Annotated in this window: 23 protein-coding genes; 12 read left to right on the forward strand and 11 right to left on the reverse strand. The window is 46.1% G+C overall.

Features of this window, described 5'->3' with window-relative positions; genetic code table 11:
* Positions 1-117: 117 nt before the first annotated feature.
* The 3 genes from QUA47_RS13560 to QUA47_RS13570 are packed head-to-tail and all read left to right on the forward strand — an operon-like array spanning position 118 to position 1,769.
* Positions 118-1,236 carry a tocopherol cyclase family protein gene (locus tag QUA47_RS13560; protein WP_333431120.1) on the forward strand — a complete coding sequence of 373 codons (1,119 nt, stop codon included), beginning with the start codon at positions 118-120 and terminating at the stop codon, positions 1,234-1,236.
* A gap of 51 nt (positions 1,237-1,287) precedes the next feature.
* Entirely contained in the window at positions 1,288-1,491 is a 204-nt protein-coding gene (locus tag QUA47_RS13565) for a hypothetical protein (protein ID WP_333285907.1), read from the forward strand.
* 29 nt (positions 1,492-1,520) lie between these two features.
* Entirely contained in the window at positions 1,521-1,769 is a 249-nt protein-coding gene (locus tag QUA47_RS13570) for a hypothetical protein (RefSeq protein ID WP_333431121.1), read from the forward strand.
* Between the two features lie 89 nt (positions 1,770-1,858).
* On the opposite strand, the gene clpS is transcribed toward QUA47_RS13570, so the two are convergent.
* Positions 1,859-2,152, reverse strand: coding sequence for an ATP-dependent Clp protease adapter ClpS (gene clpS / locus QUA47_RS13575; protein ID WP_006633998.1), 294 nt, complete (start codon positions 2,150-2,152; stop codon positions 1,859-1,861).
* Positions 2,153-2,405: 253 nt separating this feature from the next.
* Entirely contained in the window at positions 2,406-3,008 is a 603-nt protein-coding gene (locus QUA47_RS13580; protein WP_333285911.1) for a superoxide dismutase, read from the reverse strand.
* Between the two features lie 570 nt (positions 3,009-3,578).
* Here QUA47_RS13580 and QUA47_RS13585 point away from each other — a divergent pair.
* Complete coding sequence (locus tag QUA47_RS13585; RefSeq protein ID WP_333431122.1) at positions 3,579-3,917, forward strand: phosphate-starvation-inducible PsiE family protein; 339 nt, start codon at positions 3,579-3,581, stop codon at positions 3,915-3,917.
* A 202-nt stretch (positions 3,918-4,119) separates the two neighbouring features.
* Here QUA47_RS13585 and QUA47_RS13590 read toward each other — a convergent pair whose 3' ends face one another.
* The 6 genes from QUA47_RS13590 to QUA47_RS13615 all read right to left on the reverse strand — a co-directional run bounded on the left by QUA47_RS13590 (position 4,120) and on the right by QUA47_RS13615 (position 9,693).
* Positions 4,120-4,614 (reverse strand): bestrophin family ion channel, encoded by a 495-nt coding sequence (locus tag QUA47_RS13590; RefSeq protein ID WP_333431123.1) that lies wholly within the window; start codon positions 4,612-4,614, stop codon positions 4,120-4,122.
* Between the two features lie 754 nt (positions 4,615-5,368).
* The gene (locus QUA47_RS13595; protein WP_333431124.1) at positions 5,369-6,997 is read right to left on the reverse strand and encodes a SpoIIE family protein phosphatase; all 1,629 of its coding nucleotides are present in this window, start codon (positions 6,995-6,997) and stop codon (positions 5,369-5,371) included.
* A 4-nt stretch (positions 6,998-7,001) separates the two neighbouring features.
* On the reverse strand, positions 7,002-7,463 hold the full coding sequence (locus QUA47_RS13600; protein ID WP_333431125.1) for an MHYT domain-containing protein: 462 nt from the start codon (positions 7,461-7,463) through the stop codon (positions 7,002-7,004).
* Between the two features lie 381 nt (positions 7,464-7,844).
* Positions 7,845-7,994 carry a hypothetical protein gene (locus QUA47_RS13605; protein WP_333431126.1) on the reverse strand — a complete coding sequence of 50 codons (150 nt, stop codon included), beginning with the start codon at positions 7,992-7,994 and terminating at the stop codon, positions 7,845-7,847.
* A gap of 682 nt (positions 7,995-8,676) precedes the next feature.
* Positions 8,677-9,045: a hypothetical protein gene (locus QUA47_RS13610; RefSeq protein ID WP_333431127.1), complete on the reverse strand. Its 369-nt coding sequence runs from the start codon at positions 9,043-9,045 to the stop codon at positions 8,677-8,679.
* A gap of 99 nt (positions 9,046-9,144) precedes the next feature.
* Positions 9,145-9,693 carry a peroxiredoxin gene (locus QUA47_RS13615; protein ID WP_445243811.1) on the reverse strand — a complete coding sequence of 183 codons (549 nt, stop codon included), beginning with the start codon at positions 9,691-9,693 and terminating at the stop codon, positions 9,145-9,147.
* Between the two features lie 122 nt (positions 9,694-9,815).
* On the opposite strand from QUA47_RS13615, the gene QUA47_RS13620 reads away from it, so the two are divergent.
* Entirely contained in the window at positions 9,816-11,153 is a 1,338-nt protein-coding gene (locus QUA47_RS13620) for a peptidylprolyl isomerase (protein WP_333431128.1), read from the forward strand.
* 109 nt (positions 11,154-11,262) lie between these two features.
* Here QUA47_RS13620 and QUA47_RS13625 read toward each other — a convergent pair whose 3' ends face one another.
* The gene (locus QUA47_RS13625; RefSeq protein ID WP_333407472.1) at positions 11,263-12,015 is read right to left on the reverse strand and encodes a tetratricopeptide repeat protein; all 753 of its coding nucleotides are present in this window, start codon (positions 12,013-12,015) and stop codon (positions 11,263-11,265) included.
* Between the two features lie 551 nt (positions 12,016-12,566).
* On the opposite strand from QUA47_RS13625, the gene QUA47_RS13630 reads away from it, so the two are divergent.
* From QUA47_RS13630 to QUA47_RS13645, 4 genes are all read left to right on the forward strand, one after another.
* Positions 12,567-13,283, forward strand: a complete 717-nt coding sequence (locus tag QUA47_RS13630) for a pentapeptide repeat-containing protein (RefSeq protein ID WP_333287848.1) — start codon at positions 12,567-12,569, stop codon at positions 13,281-13,283.
* Between the two features lie 113 nt (positions 13,284-13,396).
* Positions 13,397-13,540, forward strand: coding sequence for a hypothetical protein (locus QUA47_RS13635; protein ID WP_333431129.1), 144 nt, complete (start codon positions 13,397-13,399; stop codon positions 13,538-13,540).
* Positions 13,541-13,917: 377 nt separating this feature from the next.
* On the forward strand, positions 13,918-14,649 hold the full coding sequence (locus tag QUA47_RS13640) for a cytochrome c biogenesis protein CcdA (RefSeq protein ID WP_445251798.1): 732 nt from the start codon (positions 13,918-13,920) through the stop codon (positions 14,647-14,649).
* 277 nt (positions 14,650-14,926) lie between these two features.
* The gene (locus QUA47_RS13645; protein ID WP_333431130.1) at positions 14,927-16,339 is read left to right on the forward strand and encodes a cytochrome c biogenesis protein; all 1,413 of its coding nucleotides are present in this window, start codon (positions 14,927-14,929) and stop codon (positions 16,337-16,339) included.
* A 451-nt stretch (positions 16,340-16,790) separates the two neighbouring features.
* Here the strand turns inward: QUA47_RS13645 and queF are convergent, their stop codons facing one another.
* The gene (queF, locus tag QUA47_RS13650) at positions 16,791-17,210 is read right to left on the reverse strand and encodes a preQ(1) synthase (RefSeq protein ID WP_006633986.1); all 420 of its coding nucleotides are present in this window, start codon (positions 17,208-17,210) and stop codon (positions 16,791-16,793) included.
* Between the two features lie 148 nt (positions 17,211-17,358).
* Here queF and QUA47_RS13655 point away from each other — a divergent pair, with 148 nt between their 5' ends.
* On the forward strand, positions 17,359-17,955 hold the full coding sequence (locus QUA47_RS13655) for a hypothetical protein (RefSeq protein ID WP_333287845.1): 597 nt from the start codon (positions 17,359-17,361) through the stop codon (positions 17,953-17,955).
* Positions 17,956-18,039: 84 nt separating this feature from the next.
* Here the strand turns inward: QUA47_RS13655 and speD are convergent, their stop codons facing one another.
* Positions 18,040-18,462 (reverse strand): adenosylmethionine decarboxylase, encoded by a 423-nt coding sequence (gene speD / locus QUA47_RS13660; protein ID WP_006633984.1) that lies wholly within the window; start codon positions 18,460-18,462, stop codon positions 18,040-18,042.
* A gap of 322 nt (positions 18,463-18,784) precedes the next feature.
* Here speD and QUA47_RS13665 point away from each other — a divergent pair, with 322 nt between their 5' ends.
* Positions 18,785-18,934, forward strand: coding sequence for a hypothetical protein (locus QUA47_RS13665; protein ID WP_333213734.1), 150 nt, complete (start codon positions 18,785-18,787; stop codon positions 18,932-18,934).
* A gap of 69 nt (positions 18,935-19,003) precedes the next feature.
* On the forward strand, positions 19,004-24,280 hold the full coding sequence (locus QUA47_RS13670) for an ATP-binding protein (RefSeq protein WP_333431131.1): 5,277 nt from the start codon (positions 19,004-19,006) through the stop codon (positions 24,278-24,280).
* Positions 24,281-24,329: the final 49 nt, after the last annotated feature.

Raw genomic sequence — 24,329 nt, forward strand, 5'->3', positions numbered from 1 at the left:
GAAGAAGGAAGAAGGAAGAAGGAAGAAGGAAGAAGGAAGAAGGAAGAAGGAAGAAGGAAGAAGGAAGAAGGAAGAAACAGTTATCCGTGAATTCCCTGTCATGCTACTGGTAATTTTATGTCAAATTCACTCTCAAAATTCAAAAATATTGAAACTCCCCACAGCGGATACCACTGGGACGGCAGTTCCCGGCGCTTTTTTGAAGGCTGGTACTACCGAATAACACTACCGATTCACGGACAATCCTTTGCATTCATGTATTCCATCGAAGACCCCAGAGGCGGTCAACCTTACAGTGGCGGTGCAGCTCAAATTCTCGGCCCGGAAGATAGCTATTTGTGCCGCACTTTCCCCGATGTAAATAAGTTTTGGGCGCACCGAGAAAGCTTAGGTTTCGGACATTGGGGCAAAACAGATTTACAAATTAAACCCCAATATTTAGAGCCGCAAGTATTCGACAGCCGCGTCGAAGAAGGCTATCAAGCTACTGCTACTTTAAATCAAGGTTATCTGCACGATCCGGGAAGTGGCAGCCGCTGTTTTTGGCAGTACGAAATTCAACCTATTTATGGCTGGGGAAACTCTGAGGAAATCCAGAAATCTACGGCGGGAATGCTATCTTTTCTCCCCGTATTTGAGCCGGGATGGCAAATTTTAATGGCTCACGGTTTAGCCACGGGCTGGATTGATTGGAACGGCCAACGCTACGAATTTAAAGATGCTCCCGCTTACAGCGAAAAAAACTGGGGCGGTGCTTTTCCGCAAAAGTGGTTTTGGATTAATTGCAATTGTTTTCAAGGCGAAAATGATTTAGCTTTAACTGCTGGCGGCGGCAAGCGGGGCGTGCTGTGGTGGATGGAATCGGTAGCAATGGTTGGTCTGCATTACCGAGGCAAATTTTACGAATTTGTGCCTTGGAATTCGCAAGTTAGTTGGAATATTGAACCTTGGGGAAGCTGGAAAATGCAGGCTAGAAACAGCCAATTTGAAGTTGAGTTGATTGGCACTACAAACAGTCCTGGTACTTATGTGCGAACTCCTACAGAAAAAGGCATGGCTTTTTGCTGCCGGGATACGACGCACGGCGAATTGCGCTTGCAACTGCGAGAGTTGTTGGGGGGAAATGTGGAAAACAATGGCAAGCAGCGTTCTAGAATTATCTTAGAGGCTCAAAGCTCTTTATCGGGGTTGGAAGTTGGGGGCGGGCCTTGGGATGAAGTTTGGCGATCGAATTAAGTCAGCAGTCAGTAGTCAGTAGTCATAACAGCCACGATCAATTTACTCGGTTTGCAATTAAGCAAATTCTACCGCAGCCAGCGGTTACAACAAGCTCTCAAGGTGATTTTGGGAGTAATTTTATGTTTGAGCACAATCTTGATGCTGGCGACCATTGCTAGTGCTGCCGGTGATTTGTCTCGGCCACCTGTCACCGAAATTACTGTTAGTTTGGCTAACGAAGCTGGGGAACTCAAATTTTTCCCACTCTGCTAGAATCTGAATCGGGCAAGCGCTATAAATTAGTGCTAAAAAATCCCAGTTCGCAGAAACATTATTTCACTGGCAAAAACTTTGCTGATGCGAATTGGACTCAAAAAGTTGAAGCGGGTAAGGTGGAAATTAAAGGAACGATTCACGAATTGGAACTTAAACCGGGCGCTATGGCAGAATGGGTGTTTGTACCCATGAAATCGCGAAGTTACAACCTGCGCTGTACGGTAGCCGGACATACAGAGGCGGGAAGGATTGGCAAAATTACGATCGCCTCTTAAATTCCAATCTCCGTCGCCTCACCGGACATCCTATCAATTTCACATTAATTACCGAAAAACGATCGAACTTTGGGCCCTCTAGACACTTTTCAAGTAGACTCTAGCGGAGCCATTGTCAGTCCAGCACGGCTCAATTGCATATGATAAAGTTCTGCTTGCTCTTGCGGGCCAACCCAGACGGTGGCCTGGCCTTCGTGGTGGATTTGGTTGGCGAGTTTCCAAGCTTGATCGCTCGTCATTCCTGGAATGTATTTCGTCAAACATTCCACAACGTGCTGAAATGTGTTGAAATCGTCGTTGAGGACTATTACCCGATAGTTGGGATAAGGTTTGCGGGTAACTTGACTCGATCGAACGGGTGCTATGGTTGGTGAAGAGGTCATCGCGCGAACAGCCACTGAAACTACAAAATTCGTAAAAGAGTTACCGATTACAGTATAACCCAATTTATGAAATTTTTAACCGCTATTTGGAAGTTCGATCGGCTTCGAGGTTTATTTTCACCGCTCCACCCTGCGTTGCACCGCGCCCGTCAAACTCAAGTTAATTAATACTCATCTCAACAAAGACTAAAGTCCTCACTACGAACCTATGAAGTTGTGTAGTAAGGACTTTAGTCCTCAAACTCAGATGCTACTAAGCCGCAGCCAAATTTGCTGCTGCGAAATCCCAGTTAGCCAAATTATCCAAGAAATTAGTAATGTAGTCGGGACGGCGGTTTTGGAAATCCAAATAATAAGCGTGTTCCCACACATCCAAAGTCAGCAACGGAGTTTGGCCGTGTACTACCGGGGTGTCGGCGTTAGCAGTTTTGGTAACTTTCAAAGTACCGTTGTCCACAACCAGCCAAGCCCAGCCGCTACCGAACTGAGTTGTCGCAGCAGTCTTGAATTCTTCTTTGAATTTGTCGAAGCTGCCGAAGTCGGCGTTAATTTTGTCAGCTAAAGCTCCTGTGGGAGTGCCGCCGCCGCCCGGTTTGAGAGAATTCCAGAAAAAATTGTGGTTCCAAACTTGACCTGCATTGTTAAAAATGCCTGCTTTGGATGGGTCTTTAGCAGATTCCTTGACAATTTCTTCAAGGGATTTGCTCGCCATTTCAGTCCCTTCAATCAGTTTATTCAGATTGGTCACGTAAGCAGCGTGGTGCTTGTCGTGGTGGAACGAAAACGTCTCAGCCGACATATGAGCTGGTTCAAGTGCGTCAGCGGCGAAGGGTAATGGTGCGAGTTCAAATGCCATTGTGTTCAATCCTCTCTGGATTACTTTTGGTTTTTCGGTTGACTTTCCGGCTTTTGTATGATTAAAGCCGAGAGTCGCTAGCTTGAGTTTATCAAGCTGTGGTAAATAATTCTTTACAATTTTCCTATTTTATAGCAGTTGCAGCATTTTAGGATTTTGACTTCTGCTTTTCACCAGTCAAATCTACTAATCGGAGGTCGTATTTACCACAAGCTTTGGCAAAATGTCAACCCGCCAGCGCGGTAAATAAAAGTTTGTGGGCAATTGTCAACAGAGGGAATTTTTATAAGGGTTATAAATAAATTAAACGGATTTTTGGTCAAAGATAAGCTCACTTTAACTTAAGCTGTAAACAAGTCAAACAGATTGGAGGAGCCGTCTAGGCAAAACCGTTCAAATAACCAGATTAATCACCCCCCGCAATGGTTGAATCTAAAACTAATAGTCAGCGCTCTCGAAACAGTTCAAGATTTAATTGTAATTTCTTTGTGTATTGGTTTGTTCTGTTTCATGGTACTCGAACTGCGAGAAATGTTTTTCTCGCTGCTGCCTCCTTTAAATTTTCAGTAAGTGACTGCCGACCTTCTATTTTTATTGGTTTTGGTGGAATTATTTCGGCTGCTAATTATTTACTTGCAAGAGCAGCGCGTTTCGATAGGGGTGGCTGTGGAAGTTTGTATTGCCTCAGTTTTGCGAGAAGTGATAGTGCGGGGAGTGCTGGAAGCTCCCTGGGTTCAAATATTATCAACAGGCGCATTTTTGCTGGTTTTGGGAGTGTTGTTGGTAGTCCGAGTTTGGTTGCCGCCAACCTTTGAGGGAATTGACCCGGAACGTCGCATGGCTAGCAGAAAGAGAAATCTATCAGACCATGAATCTGTTTCACAACCTCTGGAAGTCAATCGATTTTAGATTTTATATTACAGAAGACCCAGAGTCCCGACTTTTTAAAGAAGTCGAGACTCTAAAAGTTTTCTTTGATATAAGTCTTACTTATAAAAAAAATCCTGTCTTTTTTATGTGCAGCCAAACTCCTACACAACGGATCTGCTCATTGAATATGCGTTTTGCCTGTTAATGTTTCAATCCTGTCTTGCTTTGTTCGAGCACCACTTCATTCTTCGGTATCGTTGTGCAACTTTTTGCAAAGCCGATTCAGGGGAAAATCGTTAGCATCATATCCAAAGGGATTTTCAATTTCTAAACCGATCGCCTCAACGCCAAACAACCCAAAAGACACTATCCCAACAACGGGAATTATCCACCATTGCAAATCTTTCACCATCTGAAAAGGCAGTGCCACACAATATAAAAGTAATAGATGCCGTAGGTGAATCGAATAAGCTTTTGGCATCGGTGCAGCTAAAATGCGTTCGCAGCGAGACAGACATTCTACTAATTGATCCAGCAAGCGATTGAGAAAGGCAAATTGAAGACTATCGATGTGCTTTTGGGTATACTGTTTAGTTAGATATCCCCCAATCCGTTGCGTCACTTTCAATAGCATATTAGTGACATATTGCAACCCTAAACATTGTTCAAAATAAAGCACCGACTTTTTTAATTTATTGTCAAGTCCAGGGTATCTTAAATGCTGTTTTATTGCCATAAAAAAACCGATATTAAGCGCCAAAGAGCTGCTTTTTCTTGACGATTTGCTAAAGTTTGTTCGCAAATTGTCATCCACATTTTTTTGGAAACATTACGGTTAGTAAATATACTCCGATCGGCAATTAGCCAGCCTTCCCAATTTTTTTAGGCTTTATTAGTCTGAAAAACTAATAGTAATACTAAAATAATTACTGGGATCGATGCCGTTAAAATTGGTTGGCTCCTACCTGGATATCCATTTGTGTAAATGAGAGTAATAATCGCAGCCATTACCATACTTAAAAGCACTTGGCTTTTGATATCCCGAATGACGAAATTTTTTAAATCTAGAGCTAGCTTAAAGCAATTATTGCGGTCAAAATTCATACCAATTGCCTCAATTATAATGGGATATTATTTACGCCTGACGGTAAAAATTTTCCAATACTCAGAGCAAAAAAACTCGCTTAAATGATTACGTTATGGAGTTGAATAAATGGTTTCGAGATAGATTCAAAGAACCAAGGCAAAAGTGGCAGGATTCAGAAGTATTAATTACAGGGACAAATGATAATAGTGAGGATGGAATAACCTACGCTGAATTTAATCTAAAAATTTTCGTAGCTGATATAAAGCTATAAAATGGCAGAAGAGGCGATCGCGTTAGCAGTCAAATCTATCAAGAAGTCTTGCAGTATATTAAATGCTGTCGTACTAATTAATACTCCGAACAGTTTTGAGCTTTTGAACTGTAGCTCTACTTCCAGTTGCCGTTATCGATGAGCATCTGAAGCATCGCTTTGTCGCTTCAAAACCAGCAAAGTGATGTCATCAAATACCTTTTGCTTACCAATATGCCGCCGCAAATCGCCAATAATGGCTTCTTTAATTTCGGTCGCCGATTTGTGCCAGTTCTCGCTAATCACTTCACAGAGTTTCTCGACTCCATATTGCACTTTGTTAATATCTTTCGCTTCTGGTATCCCATCAGTATAGAGGACTACTCCATCTCCCGTGTGTAGCTCAATGAAAATGTGACTGATGAACTTAACAATGTCATCGTCAAGAGCAATAGGAAAGCCCAAATCCATGGTGTCGATACGTTCTAGCTGTCCACCGTTTCGCACGACGAGCACTTCTTCGTGTTGACCGCTGATGCTGATGCGTCCTTGGGAGTAATTTAAAATCGCTAGCGTAAGACTTTTCTCGGAATTCATGCGCTGGACGTTTTTGTAAAGGGTGCGGTTGATCACATCCAGGAACCGAACTGGGTCTACTTCGGGGATTTCCTTGAGGGTGCGAACGGCGGTTTGCGCCATCAGCATCAAGATGCCACTTTCAAGTCCATGTCCAGTGACATCGCCGATGCCCAGAGTGACAACGCCATCGGTGTTTAAAACATCATAGTAGTCGCCGCCGACTTCATCGGCAGCCTCCATGTATCCAGCAATATCGAGTCCTTCAATTTCCAGTTCCTCAGCGTTTGGCAGAATCATTTGCTGCATTTGACGCACGATATCCAATTCCGCACCCATGCGAAGATTGTCTTCCTTGAGTCTCTGGTTGAGGCTATCTAACTTTTGCGCCGAGTCTGCCAGTTCCTCTATGGCTTGTTCGAGTCGATCGGATTGTACCAAGATCGATTGGTCAAAAACATCAAGCAACTGCCTCAAAGTCGCTACTTGGGATTTAAGCTGCGCTAGCTCCTGCTCAGTGTTTCTTGTGAATATTTGCCTAGAGGCTGTAGTAGATTCATCTTTTTGAGCGAAGACAGCTCCTCGATCGAAGGGCAGCAGTGCTGTCTTGACGTTCAGCGCCAGAGTGCTGAACATCTGAACCGTGCTAATAGGAATCTGGACTTTCAAGAACATGATAATTGCAAACATATTGCCTGAAGGTAATAGACCACCAAACCCCAAAACAGACTTAATTCCGAAGGGAATCACAAAGGAGTCCTGAGCGGGAATGTAGGGGCTGCCAATCGCTTCAGGTACATAGAAGACGTTGTATTTCCTCTGCTCGATTTCTACCAAAAGATTCGGGTCAGGGTTGATAACTGTTTTTATATCTAAGCCGAGCTGTCTGATTAGTTGTGAGATCATCGGTAGCTGATCGACTACAGATTCGCTTGCCAGTGGAATAGCCTTATGTCCAACGGATGTGTGTCTTGAGTTCCATTCCGTTTTTTCTCCTACTGTTGCCAGTGCAGTCATGCACTTCATGGCAGGCAAAGGGGGATAGTCGCCCAACATACTACGGGCATACTCGGCAAGTTCGACTTCTAAGTCTTCATAAGGGTGAGTTTTGAACAAACGGACTAGGGCGCAGGATTTCTCACCTGTTGGCTTAGTACAGAAATTTTCGTAAACATACCTAACAATTCTGTTACTCGCCTCTTCCATACTTTCAACCCCCAAGCCAAAATGGCGTAGAGCCAACCCGCATTCCGCCATGTCCCTTAAAGTGAATCTCGTCAAGTCGTACATCGGACTTCCTTATAGATTTAGAAATAACGGCAACTAAGAAAGACAGTGCCACAATCCAGTAATTATGGTGCATTTCGGCAGGTACTCGCATCGCCGCCATGCCAATATAAAGCATATTTTCAATGCCAGAGCCCATGAGAATACCGGAAATTAACAACGAGAACCTGTGTGCAAAACCTCGATGCAAGCTGTAGAAGGTGATACCAGAGGCAATGACTACGGCAAGCCAAAAGACCACAATAGGTAAATCGTAGGCGATCGCTACTGGCAGGTGATAAGCCAGCATTCCTATAAAGTTGATTGCCCAGATGCCCATTCCCATTGTCAAAGAACCACCAATTAACCCACCTAGGCGAATATTTTCACCTTTTTTTGTAGTCATTATCCAAGTTAATTATAAGGTGATAGAGGAGGAAAAAGTGGCAAGAAAGATGGAAAAAATGCCTCTAAAAAAATCGAATTTAATTACCATTAATAGATGAAACTCATAGAAATTTAGACGGTGACGACAGCTTTGAAGATTGCTTGAGATTTAGCCTCTTTCGTGGCAGTAGGTTTGAGGTATCGTATAACCTTTTTTTCCACTAATATAAAAATTGTAATTTAAGGGCGATGTTTAGCCTTACCAATCATTAATTCCGTCACCGCTGGCAATCCACTCGTCCAAATTGTACTCTGGTTTGACAACATTAAACAAATACAAGCCAAAATCTTGAGATCAGGATCGGCACAGGGGAGATGGTATCGAGAGAAACGTCTTTTTCTACAAGCCAGGATGGGTATAAATAAATAAATAATCAAGCTTGAGTGCTTTCACCAAGCTACGAAACGCATCATTCAGCAGCTTGACATCATCATAGCCGTCCTTCAAAATTCTGGCAATTTCATCTGCTTTGACACTAGAGTGTATCAAAAACAGCTTGCCTGGACTATCTATACCGATGTTGACACTGACATCATAGGCAGCACAGCGTCTGCGATCGAACTTTTGGCCCAGAGATAATTGTTCAGGGTTTTAGAGGTTTGCTCCGGCTCCAGGCAGAACCGGTTGTGAATACCAGACGAGGGTACGTCTGTATCAACTACGCCGACTCAATGACATTGCAGGGCTACCGTAGTTGCTAAGTTACCAGTAAATTTAGATTTACCTGTACCGCGTCGATAGGAGTGTATCGAAACAACTTTTGGCATAATTTGTTAGTTAATAATGCGATGGGGATTTTCCCAAACAATACTCACATAAAATTAGATAATACATTTTCGCCATAATCTCACGATATTGTCAATAAAGACTCAAATGACAGTTAAACAAACATGAGTGCGGGTGCCTAGGTTAGCGACCTATCTAGAAGAAAAAACAGGAATTCGACTAAGTGGAGAGCAAGTTTGGAGAATATTAATCAAAAACCGGGCTTGGCAAATTACCGAGAGCGATCGCTATAATATCCAGACCAGATAAATTAGCGATCGCCAAAATATAGAACTGTCCAAAAATTTCTATCAATAGCCAAAATAAAGATTAATTAAATCCTTAAATCTCACCCTATGTTTGCTACTTGAGGATCAGCAAACAGATAGCATAAAACTGGTTTTTTTCATCTATAAATTTGCGGACATCTGCAATCACTGGTTGTTTGATTTCGTCTGCGGATTGTTGCCAATTTTGACTCACGATCGCACAGAGTCGCTCCAATCCCTACCGGGCTATGTCCATGTTCTTGGCTTTTGTAATGCCATCGCTGTAGAGGACAATGCCATCCCCTGGCTGGAGATCGATCGCGAGTGCGAGCGATCAAATCAGTGATATTTCCATCCAGGGCAATGGGCTGTCCTAAATCGATCGTGTCTAGCAGTTCCACCAGCCCTCCGGCGCGGACGATCGGGGTTTCTTCATGTTGTCCACTGATGCTGACGTTGCCATCAGTGTAGTTGATTGAAAATGGCCAGCCTAAGGTTGCGGTCAATGTTCATCCGCAGCACGTTCTTGTAGAGGGTGCGATTGCGGGTATGGAGAAAGCGAACGCGATCGGTTTCTCGTATTTCGTGTACTGTGAAACCTCGCATTACCCGTTAGCCTGCAATTCCCCCAAACGAGCCAACACTTCTTTAGAATGAATCGCCGGATTAATCTTCACAAAAGTTTCGCGCAAAATACCTTCAGGGTCAATAATAAAACTGTGTCGCGCGGAGATAAAACTAATCCAAGAACCGTAAGCTTTACTCACTTTACCATCCGTATCAGCTAACAGTGGAAACTTCAAACCTTCGGAATCGCAAAATTCCGCGTGGGAATCGACATCATCAGCGCTAATACCGATAATTTGAGTATTCTTTGCCAAGTATTTCGGCAAGTCTTCCTGAAATCTCCGTGCTTCGATCGTACAACCGGATGTAAAGTCTTTCGGATAAAAATAGACTACCAGCCACTTACCGCGATAATCGGACAGGGACACTTGTCCGTCGCCACTGTTTGTCGGCAAACTAAAATCCGGTGCGGCTTCATTCACCGTCGGAAGCTTGCCACCGAGGGCAAATGCAGGTGTGGCAAAATTGAAACTTAGAAAAACTAGACAAATTGCCAATAAAGTGCTAAAAAAATTGCGACGGGACATCATGAATTTAGAAGTAGAACTGTACTTAAGACAAGTTTACAGTTTTCTGATTAAATGGGTAGGGGCAATTCGCGGATTGCTTCTAAAACCCCAAGATCACTCACTCAAATAGCAATTTACCCATGAGCGCTGCACTCCCGTTAACAGGCAAAGCTATAGTAGTCCAGGTAATTAACGGTCAACCCGTTGTGATCGAAGTCGATGGCACTAATGCCCCGATTACTGGAGGAAATTTTGTTGACTTAGTTGAACGCGGCATTTACGACGGGGTGATGTTTCACCGAGTTGTGCGCCAGCCAGATCCTTTTGTGGTGCAAGGAGGCGATCCGCGCAGCAGAGATACGACAATTCCGGCAAGTCAATTGGGAACGGGTAATTTTATTGACCCGGATACCAATCAGGCGCGTTTTATTCCTTTGGAAATTAAGCCGCAAGGAGCCGCGCAACCTGTTTACAACCAAATTGTCACCCAGACGCCGCAGTTGCGGCATAATCGCGGGGCTGTGGCAATGGCTCGTTCTAATGCTTTGGATTCGGCTTCTTCGCAGTTTTATTTTGCTTTGGATAATTTGCCATTTTTGGACGGTGATTATGCTGTTTTTGGCAACGTTATTCAAGGTTTTGAAACGGTGAATGCGGTGCAGCAGGGCGATCGCATTTCAACTGCAAAAGTCGTTGGAGGAATCGTCCCCAGCCGGGTTTCTAGCATCATTAGCGATGTTAATGTACTCAACGATTTCATTAACAGTACCAATTTTGTAAATCTGCCTTTGCGAGCCCTCAGATTGGCCAACACCCCGAACAACTATCAAGTCACTTCCCAAGACTCTCAGCAAAATTCTAACGGTGTAGTGGGAGGTAGCGCAAACGATCGCATCCTCGGTGCACCCACGGATGATGCAATTAATGGCAGCCAAGGCAACGATACCCTCACCGGCGAAGCAGGCGACGACTTTCTCAGAGGCGGCAAAGGTAACGACTCCATTAGCGGCGGTGTTGGCAACGATATTATCAACGGAAATCTCGGCGACGATAATCTCAATGGCGATGCTGGTAACGACTTTTTGCGAGGCGGCAGAGGAAACGATGTTTTAATCGGCGGCGATGGTAACGATGTTTTAATCGGCGATGTTGACAGCGATACTCTCACTGGTGGCGCAGGTGCAGATACTTTTGTTCGGGTTACGGGTGAAATTCTGGAGTTGGATGGGACGAGCGATATAATTCTTGATTTTAGGCCGGGAGATGGCGATCGTATTGGCTTGACCAGCCCTTTATCCAACACCTCATTCACCCAATCAGGCAGCAACACACTCATTCAATTTGGAGGAGCTACTTTGGCTGTGGTTCAAAATGCCACTCCTGCAGCAGTTCAAAATGCTGCTTTTGAAATTAACTTTTCTTCTGCTTACGTTGCCGATAACTTGCCTTCCAGAGACGCGGCCTTGAGTATTGGCTAACTTTAACAAGACTGAGGCAATAACTATAGCTGTAGGGTGCTCTTCGGTGCACCTTACCTGATTATCAATTGCCAATTCCCTATTCCCTATTCCCTATTCCCAAATTCAACTAACACCATAGCTTTGTAATTTGAGAAACTGCCTCTTGATAAGAATCCATTTTCCCCTGCAGCTTAAAAAGCCCTGCCGCCTTCTGAAAATCCTCAAATGCTCCCTCAACCTCTCTCAATTTATATCTAGTCAGTCCTCGGTTAAAGTAAGCTTTAGCAAAATCGCTATCGAGGCGAATTGCTGACTCAAAATCAGCTAGTGCTGCCAGGGAATTCTCCATTTGCAGGCGGATAGCACCTCGGTTAAAGTAAGATTGAGCTACATTAGGGTTGAGCAGCAGTGCCGAGGTGTAATCTGCGATCGCCGCTGTATAATGTTTTAAACGAGTCAGCATAAACCCCCGATTGCTGTAATACTTGGCTCGGTAAGGATTGAGTTTGATGGCTGTAGTTAAATCTTCCAGCGCAGATTGTTTGTAGCCTAATTTGTAGCGGGCCACACCGCGATCGTTGTAAGCTGAGGCGAATTGCGGATTAATGTTAATTGTGGCAGTGAAATTTTTAATAGCGCCGTGCAAGTCTTGTTGTTCGAGATTTTTTAAACCCTGAGTGTAAAACTTTTTGGTACTAACTTTTAAATTTGCCTCTTGTCGGGATTCAGCTTGCTCCCCCGAAAATACGCCGGCAATATTAGTGAATCCCAAAGATTCGATCGAATTGAAAATAGTTGTGACAACTAATTGGGTTGGGAGAAGGGGGATAGTAGGCATGGGAAAAGTGCTGTTCAACTGTATGCTCTTATTTTCTTTCATAGTTGAGCTATGGACAGTGATATCCGTAGTCTCAGGAACGTGATAAGTTTGATGAGATTGGGTGATGCTGAGGCTGGAGTTGTGTGAGGAGGGTTAGCCTTAGTTAGTGATGCCGATCGCAATTAACACAAATTGCGTCTCTAACCCTTTAAATATAAGGCTTGTAGGCTAGAGGAGCGGTTTCTTGATTCCCATATTGAGCAGTTTATACCAGGATTGTTTGCAGATATGCCCCTGGGGGAGCGATCGCAACTGCCTGGAGCAAGTATTACTTTGTAGCGATATTGCACTGGCAAATCCCGAGCCAACTTGCGGTTATCTTATACCAGGTTTTTAGGAAAAATATTAGTTTGGCAGCGACGCATTTGTGAATCAACCGAGTTTCTAGCTCAAAGGGGGTCTAACACAACCTGAATTAAGTTTGTGCCTGCGCCAACCCTGATTAACCTTTCACTACACTAATATTTTTGAGTAATCTTGCTGAGGGAAGTTGCAAATTATTTGCTATGCTTTGATTAGACATCAATAATTAATGGCGCAAATTAGTGTCAATGAAAAGAGTTATGAGGCTGAAAACTTTCTTCGCTGCGGTGTTGGCGATCGTCCTGTTCACTCTCTACTTAACTCCTCCTGTGATGGCCGCCAATGCGGAGGATTTGAGTCACCTATTAAAAGATAATTGGTGCGTCAGCTTTCTGTGGAAGCAATGCGATTTGAACACTGTAGATTTGCGGGGCGCTAATCTCCAAGAAGCTAATTTGAGCGGCGCTAATTTGAGCGGCGCTAATTTGTCCGGTGCTAACTTAAAAAATGCGGATCTTTCTGACGCCGACCTCACCGGCGCTAATTTAGCAAATGCTGAGATTTTAGGCACGGATCTCAGTCGAGCCAATTTGACAGAAGCTAATTTCAACGGCACGAACTTGTGGGATGCTAATCTGACTTTGGCCAATCTGAGCCGCGCCAATTTACAAGATGCTAATGTCTTAGATTCTCGACTTTGGGGGAGCAATCTTACCCAAGCTAATTTAACGGAGGCGACGCTGCACGGTGCTGACTTGCAATATGCTAATTTGGCAGACACTAATTTAACAGGTGCTGACTTGCACAGCTTCTTTTTCCGAGGTTCCAAACAAGTCACAAATTTGAGCAATGCTAATTTAGAAGGCGCTATTTTAACGGGAGCAAATCTCAGAGGTGCGGTGCTGGCAGGGGCAATAATGCCGGACGGGTCTATTAATGAAGAAAGTGGCTTTAATTTAAAGTAGAGTTAAATTAAAGTCTGTTTGAATACTTTCAACGACAGGCTTTTGCGCCGATTTCGCAGTCAATGAATTATCTGGTGCAATAGGCGGCGCCCGTTGCCAACAGCTTGTTGAGGATGCTGTCAAGATATCAATTTAAACCAGGGTGCGATCGACCTTTTAACTCCCAAGCTGCGCCCGTTGCCAACAGCTTGTTGAGATGCTGTCAAGATATCAATTTAAACCAGGGTGCGATCGACCTTTTAACTCCCAACCAGTAAATATCGCTAAAATCTTAAATCTCAAACCGAACCTGCGCGCATCTGTTACAATTTTCAAGAAAGCCAGAACAGCCCCGAACCTGAAGTCACCTGCCTCGGGATACAAGCCCCCGACAGCAGTCGTGAACAGCAAAAATATTAGATATTTAGTTTAAACTCCCAGATTGATCTGTAGAGGCTCTCTAAAATCTAAAATCGACTGTGGAGTCAATCTAAAATCTAAAATCTAAAATCTAAAATCGATCGACTGTGGAGAGCAAAAAAATTATATATTTAGTTGAAACTCCCAGATTCATCTGTAGAGTCAATCTAAAATCTAAAATCGATCGACTGTAGAGTCAATCTAAAATCTAAAATCTAAAATCTAAAACCGACTGATGGAAACCCTGCAAACCCAACTTTACGAAATCGCACAATTTGCTAATAATTTAGTAAATACTCAACTGACAAACCTCAGTTTAGTCAGCGTCGGAGTCATCTTTCTGGCAGGGTTGCTAACGAGCTTAACGCCCTGTATGCTTTCAATGTTGCCGATCACGATCGGCTACATCGGTGGATACGAAGCAAAAAGTCGCCTGCAAGCCGCAGCCCAGTCTGCGTGGTTTTCCCTGGGATTAGCCACCACCCTTGCGGGTTTAGGTATTGTAGCATCATTGGCCGGACAAGTTTACGGCAAAATTGGTCTGGGTTTGCCGATTCTGGTCAGCATTATTGCTATTCTAATGGGGCTGAATTTACTCGAAGCTTTACCCTTACAAATGCCGTCTTTCGACGCTGTGGGGTGGGTTCCGAAAGATTTGCCGGCGGGCGTGCGATCGTACTTATTGGGCTTAACTTTTGGTTTAGTAGCGTCTCCCTGCAGCACTCCGGTTTTAGCTACACTCTTAGCTTGGGTTTCCAAAACGGGGGATACAGTTTTAGGTGGTGTGTTGCTGCTGTTTTACGCTGCTGGCTACGTGGCTCCGCTGATTATAGCAGGTACTTTTACTGCTAGCATTAAAAAGTTGTTAGAATTACGTCGGTGGTCGAGTTGGATTACGCCTGTTAGCGGTGTTTTGCTAGTAGGATTTGGCGTTTTCTCTCTGCTTTCCCGCATCCTTCCCGCTTAAGTTTAGTAGTAAGGACTACAGTCTTTATTTAAAGATATAGCAATCTCTACTGAAGGCGTGAATTACGTTTTTTTAACGAACCGCGAAGACGCGAAGAACACGAAGGAAGAAAGAAAAGAAAAAGAATTCAAAATTGATTGAGACTTGCTCGATAAAAATAATAATATTTTATTTTATTCATGTTTTGTTGTTCCCTCCTCTTTCTTCCTTCTTCCCTCTTCCCTCTTCCTTCTTCCTTCTTCCCTCTTCCCTCTTCCTTCTTCCTTCATAATTACCAATGACATCAAAAGAAGTATTTCTATCTAAACTATCAAACTGGGCGACTGCCCCTCAAAGGTTTTTCAAGCGAGAAATCTTGCCGGTGCTAGCCGATTTGCGGCTGGCAATTATCTTGCTGCTGACGATCGCATTTTTCAGCATTTCCGGCACTGTCATTGAACAAGGCCAATCAGTACCCTTTTACCAATCTAACTATCCAGAACACCCCGCTTTGTTCGGCTTCCTAACTTGGAAAGTTGTGCTAATTGCAGGACTTGACCACGTATACCGCACTTGGTGGTTTTTGTCCATCCTAATTTTGTTCGGCAGCAGCTTAACAGCTTGTACATTTACGCGGCAATTTCCGGCATTAAAAGCTGCCCGTCGCTGGAAATTTTATGAAGAACCAAAGCAGTTTGAAAAATTAGCTCTCAGTGCGGAATTAGAAACAGTTGCTTTAAGTTCCTTAGAACCACTTTTGCAGCAAAAAAACTACCGCATATTTCGAGAAGGCGAAAAAGTTTATGCCCGCAAGGGAATAATTGGCAAAGTCGGCCCGATTATTGTTCACGCCAGTATGCTAATTATTTTAGCTGGGTCGATGTGGGGCGCGATGACGGGATTTCTAGGTCAAGAAATGGTTCCCAGCGGCGAAACATTTCAGGTGCAGAATATCATGGATGCAGGGCCTTGGGCGGGGCCGCAAATACCGAAGGATTGGTCGATGCGAGTTAATCGGTTCTGGATTGATTATAGTCCCAGCGGTGCGATCGACCAATTTTACTCTGACTTGTCAGTTTTGGACAAAACAGGCCAAGAAGTTGATCGCAAAACCATTCACGTTAACGAGCCCCTCAGATACCGGGGAGTCACATTTTATCAAGCAGATTGGGCAATAGCCGCCCTGCGAGTTCGCCTCAACAAAAGCCCGGTTTTACAATTGCCAATGGCTCAGCTAGACACCCAAGGTCAAGGCCGCATTTGGGGTGCTTGGATTCCAACAAAACCAGATTTGAGTGCGGGAGTTTCTCTGCTAGCAAAAGACTTGCAAGGAACGATGTTAGTGTACGGTACGGATGGCAAATTGTTAACTACAGTTCGCGCGGGCACGGCGGTAGAAGTTAATGGAGTGATGCTGACAATTGACGAAGTTGTAGGCAGTACGGGATTGCAAATTAAAGCCGATCCGGGCATTCCGATCGTTTATACTGGCTTCGGGTTGCTGATGCTCAGCGTGCTGATGAGCTATCTGTCTCACTCGCAGATTTGGGCTTTGGAAAAGGACGGCAAACTATACGTCGGCGGGCGCACTAATCGCGCTCAGGTGACTTTTGAAAGAGAAGTTGTAGAGATTTTGGACAAGTTAGCCGAATCGAAAACGGCAGAGGAAAAAAGTGCGATCGCCCCGACTTCTGTTGCAAGTCAAAGCTAACCGTAGGGTGCGCTAGGCGCACCTTACACCAACGATAAATATCAACAAGATTAGTTGAGTTTGTAGCGTGCGCGTTGCCAGATATGTCGAGGTGGTTAATGTGAAGCTGAGAACAACCATAAAACCGCTATTTCACGTTCTGATTTTTCAAATTTCAAGTAATGAAAATTGCTCTACGGAGTTTTGGTTTAAAAATCAAAATGCTGAAACGCCGGTCAATCGGTACTCTCCGGTAGGCGACAAACTCAACCGATACTTAGTGTACACCCTACCAACTACGAGATTTTAAGCGTTTGAACGACTTTTTGACTCGCTTGAGAGGGCTGCCCTGACGCACCCTACCATTACTTACTAATGTTATTAACAATCCTATCTCTTAAAACTATTGTGGGGTGGGCTTCGAGGCCACCCCACAATTAAATCTCAATGCCACAACAGCTTAATACCCACCCTACTTCTGGTGCGACACTTCAATCACGGTGTGGACGTTCCCCCGCGGCGAAAAATCGCCCTTAATCGTCGCTTCCAGCGGCGCGCAAGCCGCCACAAAATCGTCTAAAATTTGATTGATCGATTCTTCGTGAGAAATGTAGCGATCGCGATAACTGTTAACGTACAGTTTCAGCGCCTTTAACTCTACCACCCGCTCGTCGGGCACATAAGTAACGTGAATTGTCGCAAAATCTGGATAGCCAGAAAAGGGGCACTTGCAAGTAAACTCCGGCAAAGTAATGTTAATCGAGTAGCGCCGCCCGACTCGCGGATTCGGGAAAGTAATTAACTCGCCTTCCAAAATCTGGCGTTCGCCGTATTTCATTTCCTCGGTGCTTGACTTTTGCGACATAGTTTGTTCCGGTGCGTAGTTGTTCATAGCGATTGACTAAAAACTTGTAACATTAAATTAAATTTACGTTCAATATATGTAACAAATATCTTGACGAATTGTGTTGCGATCGATCTAATTGCAAATACTCTCAGGCTAAACTAAAACAAGTTCACCCTCGCCATCTACAATAATTATGCAAAATACTACCTTATCTGACAATACTTCCCCTGAAAACTCAAATAGTTACTCTCCATCGGTACCAATTTCCCTCTATCGAGAAGTCACGGCAGAGCTGCAAGCAGCCCAAGCGATGGTGGACTCCCTCAAAACCCACAATCAGCAATTAGTCCAACAAAATCAACAACTGCGGCGAGAAGTAGAAACAGTAGTTCAAGTATCCCAACAGTTACAGCAAGTAGTCAACTCGGCTCAGAGCGTCACCCAGACAGGGATGCCTCAAATGCCGTCAGTCAAATTCAATTTCAGCGTTCAACCTCCGCCCCCACCACCTCCCACCTCGCAGACTAATTCTGCCGTACCTCAACCACCTCAGACAGTGGCTTTCCCTTTCCCACTACCGGAACCGGAGCCAACACCCGCCTCGATACCGCAGCCACTTCCCGAAAAATTATTTACAGAGGTGCCGGAAACTCCTTACCGTGTCCGACCTCAACTCAAAAAAACCTCAGACTTAAGCGGATTGTGGTTGGCGATCGCGATTTTTCTGATTGTGATTGCAGCTTTCGGTGCAGGTTATTTAGTTGTCCGCCCTTTATTAATGAAAAAGTAAATTCCAACAAGAATCCCACGACTCCAGCCGTGGGATTTTAAACAAAACCTAGCATAAATTGTTCAAAGTTACGCTAATTGGCCATCATCCTCTGGCGGCACTCGTTTCTACTGAACGAGGGGCATACTGCTCTTCACAAGCAGAACCTACGATTCCCACCCCTGGCTCGAAACCGCGCGTGAACTCAGTGAGTTTTACCTGTTTAGCTTCTAAAGCGGTCTGTAGCACCTTCATGGCTCGGTGAGGGTCGCCGGCTCCGCAGAAAAATAAGTCTGCAGCAAAATAACCGTGTTCAGGCCAAGTATGGATTGCTATATGAGACTCTGCCAAAGTAGCAGTAGCTGTCACTCCGTGAGGACTAAACTGGTGTACGCACAAATCGATGAGAGTAGCTCCTCCGGCTTCGATCGCATCGAGTATAGCGCGGCGGATACGTTCAGGATCGTTAAGCAAGTCTCCAGGAGACTGCCAAGCATCAGCGACCAGATGGGTTCCCAATTGTTTCATTCTGCGGGGTTTTACCTCTATTGATGTTAAGTCTCAAACCTTTTAACGTTAGCACGATGTCAAAAATTTTGCAAGTATGTTTCACAAAGAAAAATGAAGATTAGGAGAAATACCCACCACCAAGCGCTAGCTTTATGGTGGGGTCAAACTGTCTCACAGGGAGATGCCACTCACTAATGGAATTCGTATTATTTCAGTGCTGCCTTGTTCTCCTCAAACCACCTTTTTTGATTCAAGCGATCTCTGGTTTCCATTGGGTAAAAAAACCAAAGCTCGCTCGTTCCGGCTGTGGCCGAATTGATATGATATCCAAAGGTCACAGATGGACGGCTCTGCTCTCATGCGTAAAATTCGCCAACTCCAAGGGCGATCGCCCGGCGGGCAGATTCCGGCCATCGCTCTGGCAGCCTATGCTGGACAAGTTAACCAGCAACCGGCGATCGCCGCTGGGTTTCTGGCCTCACCTACCTAAACCCGCCCGGTCAGCCTAGATAATGAAGATCGTTGCCCGTTTGTGTGGGCCCAATGGAAGGACAAGCGCATGATCCGGCAGTCTCAACTCGTTGAACAGATTTTTGCAGGCAATAGCGAGATGGCGATGCTGATGCGATCGCACAACTGGTCGCAAACGCCGCTGGGGGCTGTCGAAACCTGGCCTCAAAGCTTGAAAACCGCGATTCGGATCATCTTAGGCTCTCGCTACCCCATGTTCGTCTGGTGGGGACAGCAGATGACCAAGTTTTATAACGATGCTTACATTCCTATCCTCGGCAAGCGACATCCGCAAGCACTAGGTCAGCCTGCCTCACGGGTATGGGCTGAAATCTGGGACACGCTAGGGCCGCAAGCAGAAGCCGTTTTGAACCAGGGACAATCGACGTGGAATCAAGAATTGCTTCTGGTAATGGAGCGCAACGGGTATACAGAGGAAACCTACTTTACCTTTTCCTACAGTCCGGTGGCGAATGATGATGTTCCAGTGGGGGGCGTTTTCTGCGCCTGTAGCGAGGACACTCAGCGCGTGTTGAGCGATCGCCGCTTGGCAACGTTGCGCGAATTAGCCGCAGAAACAGTCACTGCCAAGACGGTAGAAGCAGCTTGCCAAATTTCCGCCACCGTATTGACCAATAACGCCTATGACATCCCGTTTGCGCTGTTTTATCTACTCGATGGCGAAAGCGAGATCGCACGACTCGCGGGTACAACAAGGTTAGCAGCCGGAACCCTTGCCTCTTGTGAGGCGATCGAGCTTACATCCGCCCAAAAGTGCCAGTGGCAATTGAAGCAAGTCATGGAGACGGGCGAAAGCAGAATCATTGAAGATTTGGAGGGGCAATTTGGACTTTTACCGGGCGGCGCGTGGTCCCAATCTCCTCATCAAGCGGTTGTTCTACCACTAACTCGATCGGGAGAAACCTTCGGGTTTCTGATTGCTGGAGTGAGTCCGCTTAGAACGTTTGATGATGATTACAAAGGTTTTTTTGACTTGATGGCAGGCCAGGTGACAACAGCCATCGCCAACGCCCACGCTTACGAAGAAGAGCGTAAACGTGCCGAAGCATTAGCTGAGTTAGACCGTGCTAAAACCACGTTTTTTAGCAATGTTTCGCACGAATTCCGCACGCCCCTGACCTTAATGCTGGCTCCCTTAGAAGACACGATCGCGAATCTGGATGGAACAATTCCACCTCAAGAACGCGAACAATTACTACTGGTGCAGCGGAACGGAATCCGGTTGCTCAAACTCGTCAATAGCTTGCTCGATTTCTCGCGCATCGAAGCAGGTCGAGTGGAGGCAGCTTATGAACCTGTAGATTTGGCAACCTATACGGCAGAACTTGCCAGCACTTTTCGCTCGCTGATTGAACGGGCCCGAATGTCGCTAATTGTTGACTGTCCACCCTTGCCGGAAGCGATTTATGTCGATCGCGAAATGTGGGAAAAAATCGTTCTCAATCTATTATCAAATGCCTTTAAGTTTACCTTAGCAGGAACCATTACTGTTCGATTGCAGTGCGTCGAAAATGGGGTTGAATTATCAGTTGCAGATACAGGAGTCGGTATTCCCTCCGAAGAACTACCGCATTTATTTGAGCGATTTCATCGAATCAAAAACTCGCAAGGGCGGAGTTTTGAAGGCTCTGGCATTGGGCTATCGCTAGTGCAAGAACTCGTGAAACTACACAGTGGAAAGCTTGATGTCAGCAGCACTTTTGGGGAGGGAAGTTGCTTTACGGTGACGATTCCCACCGGAACAGCACATCTGCCGCCGGAGCGCATTGGTGCCAGTCGCACGTTAGCATCAACGGCGTTAGGCGCGATGCCCTATGTTGAAGAAGCTCAACGCTGGTTGCCAGAAGGCGATTTTAGATTGCCGATTTTGGATTTTGAATTAGACAATAATCCTACTAACTTAAATCAGGCACCAGCCGATCGGGCCGCTCCAGCGAAAATTTTATTGGTAGATGATAACGCTGATATGCGCGATTATATTCGACGACTCCTGAGCGGTTCTTATATTGTTCAAACCGTCGCCGATGGCGTTGCCGCTTTGACCGCTCTAAAGAAAAATCCCCCTGATTTGGTATTAACGGATGTGATGATGCCGGGGATGGATGGGTTTGAGTTGTTGCGATCGCTGCGTTCTAATCCCGCAACCCAAGACATTCCCATCATTCTATTATCAGCCCGCGCAGGCGAAGAATCTCGCATCGAAGGACTCGAAGCTGGAGCCGACGACTATCTGATTAAACCGTTCTCGGGGCGCGAACTGCTAGCAAGGGTAGAAGCAAGTTTGAAGCTGGCACGGCTGCGACAGGAAGCAACTGTGCGAGAGCGAACCATTCTGGGGCGCGTGACCGATGGGTTTATGGCAATGGATCTCGACTTTCGCATTACCTATGCCAACGAAGCGGCACAACGACTGTCGCGAACTCCTTTAGAAGCAATTCTGGGCAAAACGATGTGGGAAGCCTTCCCAGGCACGATCGGCAATCAGTTTGAAATCCAGTATCGCCGATCGCTCAGCGAGCAAATCGCGGTGGACTTTGAGGAATATTATACCCCGTTTGATTTGTGGGTTGAGGTTCACGTTTATCCTTCCCCGACGGGGCTGTCTTTTTTCTTTCGGGATATCAACGATCGCAAAAAAATTGAGCAGGAACGGGAACGGTTTCTTGCCGTCGGTTCAGATTTGCAAGTGATTACGGGCATAAACGGGTATTTCCACTGGGTAAGCCCAACCTTTGAACGAATCCTCGGCTGGACACCAGACGAAATGACATCCCGCCCCTGGAGTGAGTTTGTCCACCCGGACGACCTGGGAACCTCCCTTGCAGAAGCCGACAATCTGTTCTCCGGTAACGAAACCTTTACGTTTGAAAACCGTTACCGGCACAAAGATGGCTCGTACCGCTGGTTTCTCTGGAATGCCCAGCCGTACCCAGAAGAACAAGTGATTTACGGCGCTGCCGTTGATATCACCGATCGCGTGCAGGTCGAAAACGATCGCCAACGGGCGGAAGCAGCCTTGCGTGAAAGCGAGGAGCAGAGCCGGAATATTCTGGAGAGTATTGCTGAAGCATTCTTGGCCCTGGATGAGACCTGGCGGTTCACCTACGCCAATCAATTCGCCGAAAAACTGCTCGATCGCACTCCGGGTGATTTGATTGGCAAGAATTTATGGGAAGAATACCCAGGACTGATTGGCAGCGAGTTTGAGCCGATCTATTGGAGCGCAATGCGCGATCGCGTGCCTGCATCAATTACGGCGTTTTATCCCGACCACGATCGTTGGTACGAACTCCGCACCTACCCTGCGGCACAGGGAATCACCGTTTATTTCAGGAATGTCACCGATCGAATTCAAGCGGAAGCAGCCCTGCGCCAATCCGAGGAACGCTATCGAACGCTGTTTGAGTCGATCGATGAAGGCTTTTGCATCATTGAAATGCTGTTTGATGCCAGTGACACGCCGATCGATTACCGCTTCTTAGAAACCAATCCGGCGTTCGAGCAACAAACGGGACTTCGACAAGCCGTTGGTAGAACCGTGCGTCAGTTAGTCCCCGATTTTGAAGACCACTGGATTAAGATTTACGCTCAAGTCGCCCTGACAGGTGAAGCTGTTCGGTTGGAGAATGGCTCTGAAGCAATGAACCGTTGGTTCGACGTTTATGCCTGCCGCACCGGGCAGCTAGGAGCGCGAAAAGTTGCCGTCGTGTTCAAAGATATTAGCGATCGCAAGCGTATCGAAGCCGAGCGCAAACAAGCCGAGAAAGCTTTGCAGGCAAGCGAGGAGCAGAGCCGGAATATCTTGGAGAGTATTACCGACGGATTCTTCGCGCTCGACCGAGATTGGCGGTTTACCTACGTGAATCCGCAGGCAGAAGTCATACTGGATCGCACTCCAGGCGATCTGCTGGGAAAGGTGATCTGGGAAGAATATCCAGGCACCGTCGGCATGGAATTCGAGCGAGCCTATCGCCAAACCGCCAGCGAGCGGGTTGCTTCTTCGTTTATCTCGTTCTATCCTGACCACAACCGCTGGTACGAAGTCCAAGCCTATCCTGCCGTAGACGGAATCACTGTCTACTTCAGAAACGTAACCGATCGCAAGCGCATCGAAGCCGAACGAGAACAAATCCTACAACGAGAACAAACCGCACGGGAAGCCGCCGAAACTGCCAACCGCATCAAAGATGAGTTTTTGGCGGTACTGTCTCACGAGTTGCGATCGCCGCTCAATCCCATTCTCGGCTGGTCGAAGCTGTTGCAGCACAGCAAACTTGATGCGGCAAAAACGGCTAGCGCCCTTGCCACGATCGAACGCAACGCGCGACTCCAGTCACAACTGATTGATGACTTGCTCGACATCTCCCGCATTCTGAGCGGCAAACTGAGTTTGAATCGGATGTCCGTTGACTTGAATATGGTGATTTCGGCCGCTTTAGAAACCGTTCGACTAGCCGCCGAAGCTAAGTCACTGCAAATTCAAACAACCTTTTCACCGGGCGTCGGAATGGTAATTGGCGATTCCGGGCGTTTGCAGCAAGTAATCTGGAATCTTTTATCTAATGCAGTGAAATTCACGCCTCAAGGCGGGCAAATTACCGTTAGGTTAACCCAAACTAGAACTCATGCCCAGATTCTTGTCACCGATACTGGAAAAGGCATCAATCCTGAGTTTCTGCCTTATGTGTTTGAGCATTTTCGGCAAGAGGATGGAGCCACAACTCGTAAATTTGGGGGTTTGGGATTGGGGCTGGCGATCGCGCGTCAAATTGTGGAACTGCACGGCGGCAGAATTTGGGTTGAGAGTAGGGGTGAAGGACAGGGAGCCACCTTCACCGTTGAACTTCCCCTCTTGCATACCGCGAATCCGGTTGAAGAAGTTGCTGCTGGGGCTGAAGCTCGATCTGACGAGCTCGCTCTGGCCAATCGGCGCGTGCTGGTTGTGGATGATGAACGCGATTCACGCGAGTTTGTGGCGTTTGTAGCGGAACAAGCCGGAGCCAAAGTGACTGCCGTTGGGTCTGCGATCGAGGCGCTGCAACTGCTCTCAACCACACCCTTCGATATCCTCCTGTGCGACATCGGAATGCCACAGATGGATGGCTATATGCTAGTGCGGCAAGTTAGAACTCTACCACCAGAGCAGGGCGGGCAAATTCCGGCGATCGCCCTGACTGCTTATGCTGGAGACTTTAATCAGAAACAAGCTCTTGCTGCTGGGTTTCAACATCATGTTGCAAAACCTGTGGAAGCGAATGAGTTAGTCAAAGCAATGCTGAAATTGCCTCTGAGACTGCATCGCTGAGTCCGAATTTTAATAGATTGTCGATCGCAGACAATCTATTAAACCCGCC

This window comes from Microcoleus sp. MON2_D5, from assembly GCF_036701905.1.
Classification (GTDB): Bacteria; Cyanobacteriota; Cyanobacteriia; order Cyanobacteriales; family Microcoleaceae; genus Microcoleus.

Excerpts from the sequence above, each read along its gene's own strand:
- QUA47_RS13640 (WP_445251798.1), top strand. The coding sequence starts at position 13,918 with ATGGAAACCCTGCAAACCCAACTTTACGAAATCGCACAATTTGCTAAT.
- QUA47_RS13655 (WP_333287845.1), top strand. The coding sequence starts at position 17,359 with ATGCAAAATACTACCTTATCTGACAATACTTCCCCTGAAAACTCAAAT.
- QUA47_RS13595 (WP_333431124.1), bottom strand. The coding sequence starts at position 6,997 with ATGGAAGAGGCGAGTAACAGAATTGTTAGGTATGTTTACGAAAATTTC.
- QUA47_RS13645 (WP_333431130.1), top strand. The coding sequence starts at position 14,927 with ATGACATCAAAAGAAGTATTTCTATCTAAACTATCAAACTGGGCGACT.
- QUA47_RS13600 (WP_333431125.1), bottom strand. The coding sequence starts at position 7,463 with ATGACTACAAAAAAAGGTGAAAATATTCGCCTAGGTGGGTTAATTGGT.
- QUA47_RS13590 (WP_333431123.1), bottom strand. The coding sequence starts at position 4,614 with ATGGCAATAAAACAGCATTTAAGATACCCTGGACTTGACAATAAATTA.
- QUA47_RS13630 (WP_333287848.1), top strand. The coding sequence starts at position 12,567 with ATGAAAAGAGTTATGAGGCTGAAAACTTTCTTCGCTGCGGTGTTGGCG.
- queF (WP_006633986.1), bottom strand. The coding sequence starts at position 17,210 with ATGAACAACTACGCACCGGAACAAACTATGTCGCAAAAGTCAAGCACC.
- QUA47_RS13620 (WP_333431128.1), top strand. The coding sequence starts at position 9,816 with ATGAGCGCTGCACTCCCGTTAACAGGCAAAGCTATAGTAGTCCAGGTA.
- QUA47_RS13635 (WP_333431129.1), top strand. The coding sequence starts at position 13,397 with ATGCTGTCAAGATATCAATTTAAACCAGGGTGCGATCGACCTTTTAAC.
- clpS (WP_006633998.1), bottom strand. The coding sequence starts at position 2,152 with ATGACCTCTTCACCAACCATAGCACCCGTTCGATCGAGTCAAGTTACC.
- speD (WP_006633984.1), bottom strand. The coding sequence starts at position 18,462 with ATGAAACAATTGGGAACCCATCTGGTCGCTGATGCTTGGCAGTCTCCT.
- QUA47_RS13625 (WP_333407472.1), bottom strand. The coding sequence starts at position 12,015 with ATGAAAGAAAATAAGAGCATACAGTTGAACAGCACTTTTCCCATGCCT.
- QUA47_RS13670 (WP_333431131.1), top strand. The coding sequence starts at position 19,004 with ATGATCCGGCAGTCTCAACTCGTTGAACAGATTTTTGCAGGCAATAGC.
- QUA47_RS13560 (WP_333431120.1), top strand. The coding sequence starts at position 118 with ATGTCAAATTCACTCTCAAAATTCAAAAATATTGAAACTCCCCACAGC.
- QUA47_RS13615 (WP_445243811.1), bottom strand. The coding sequence starts at position 9,693 with ATGTCCCGTCGCAATTTTTTTAGCACTTTATTGGCAATTTGTCTAGTT.
- QUA47_RS13580 (WP_333285911.1), bottom strand. The coding sequence starts at position 3,008 with ATGGCATTTGAACTCGCACCATTACCCTTCGCCGCTGACGCACTTGAA.
- QUA47_RS13665 (WP_333213734.1), top strand. The coding sequence starts at position 18,785 with ATGGACGGCTCTGCTCTCATGCGTAAAATTCGCCAACTCCAAGGGCGA.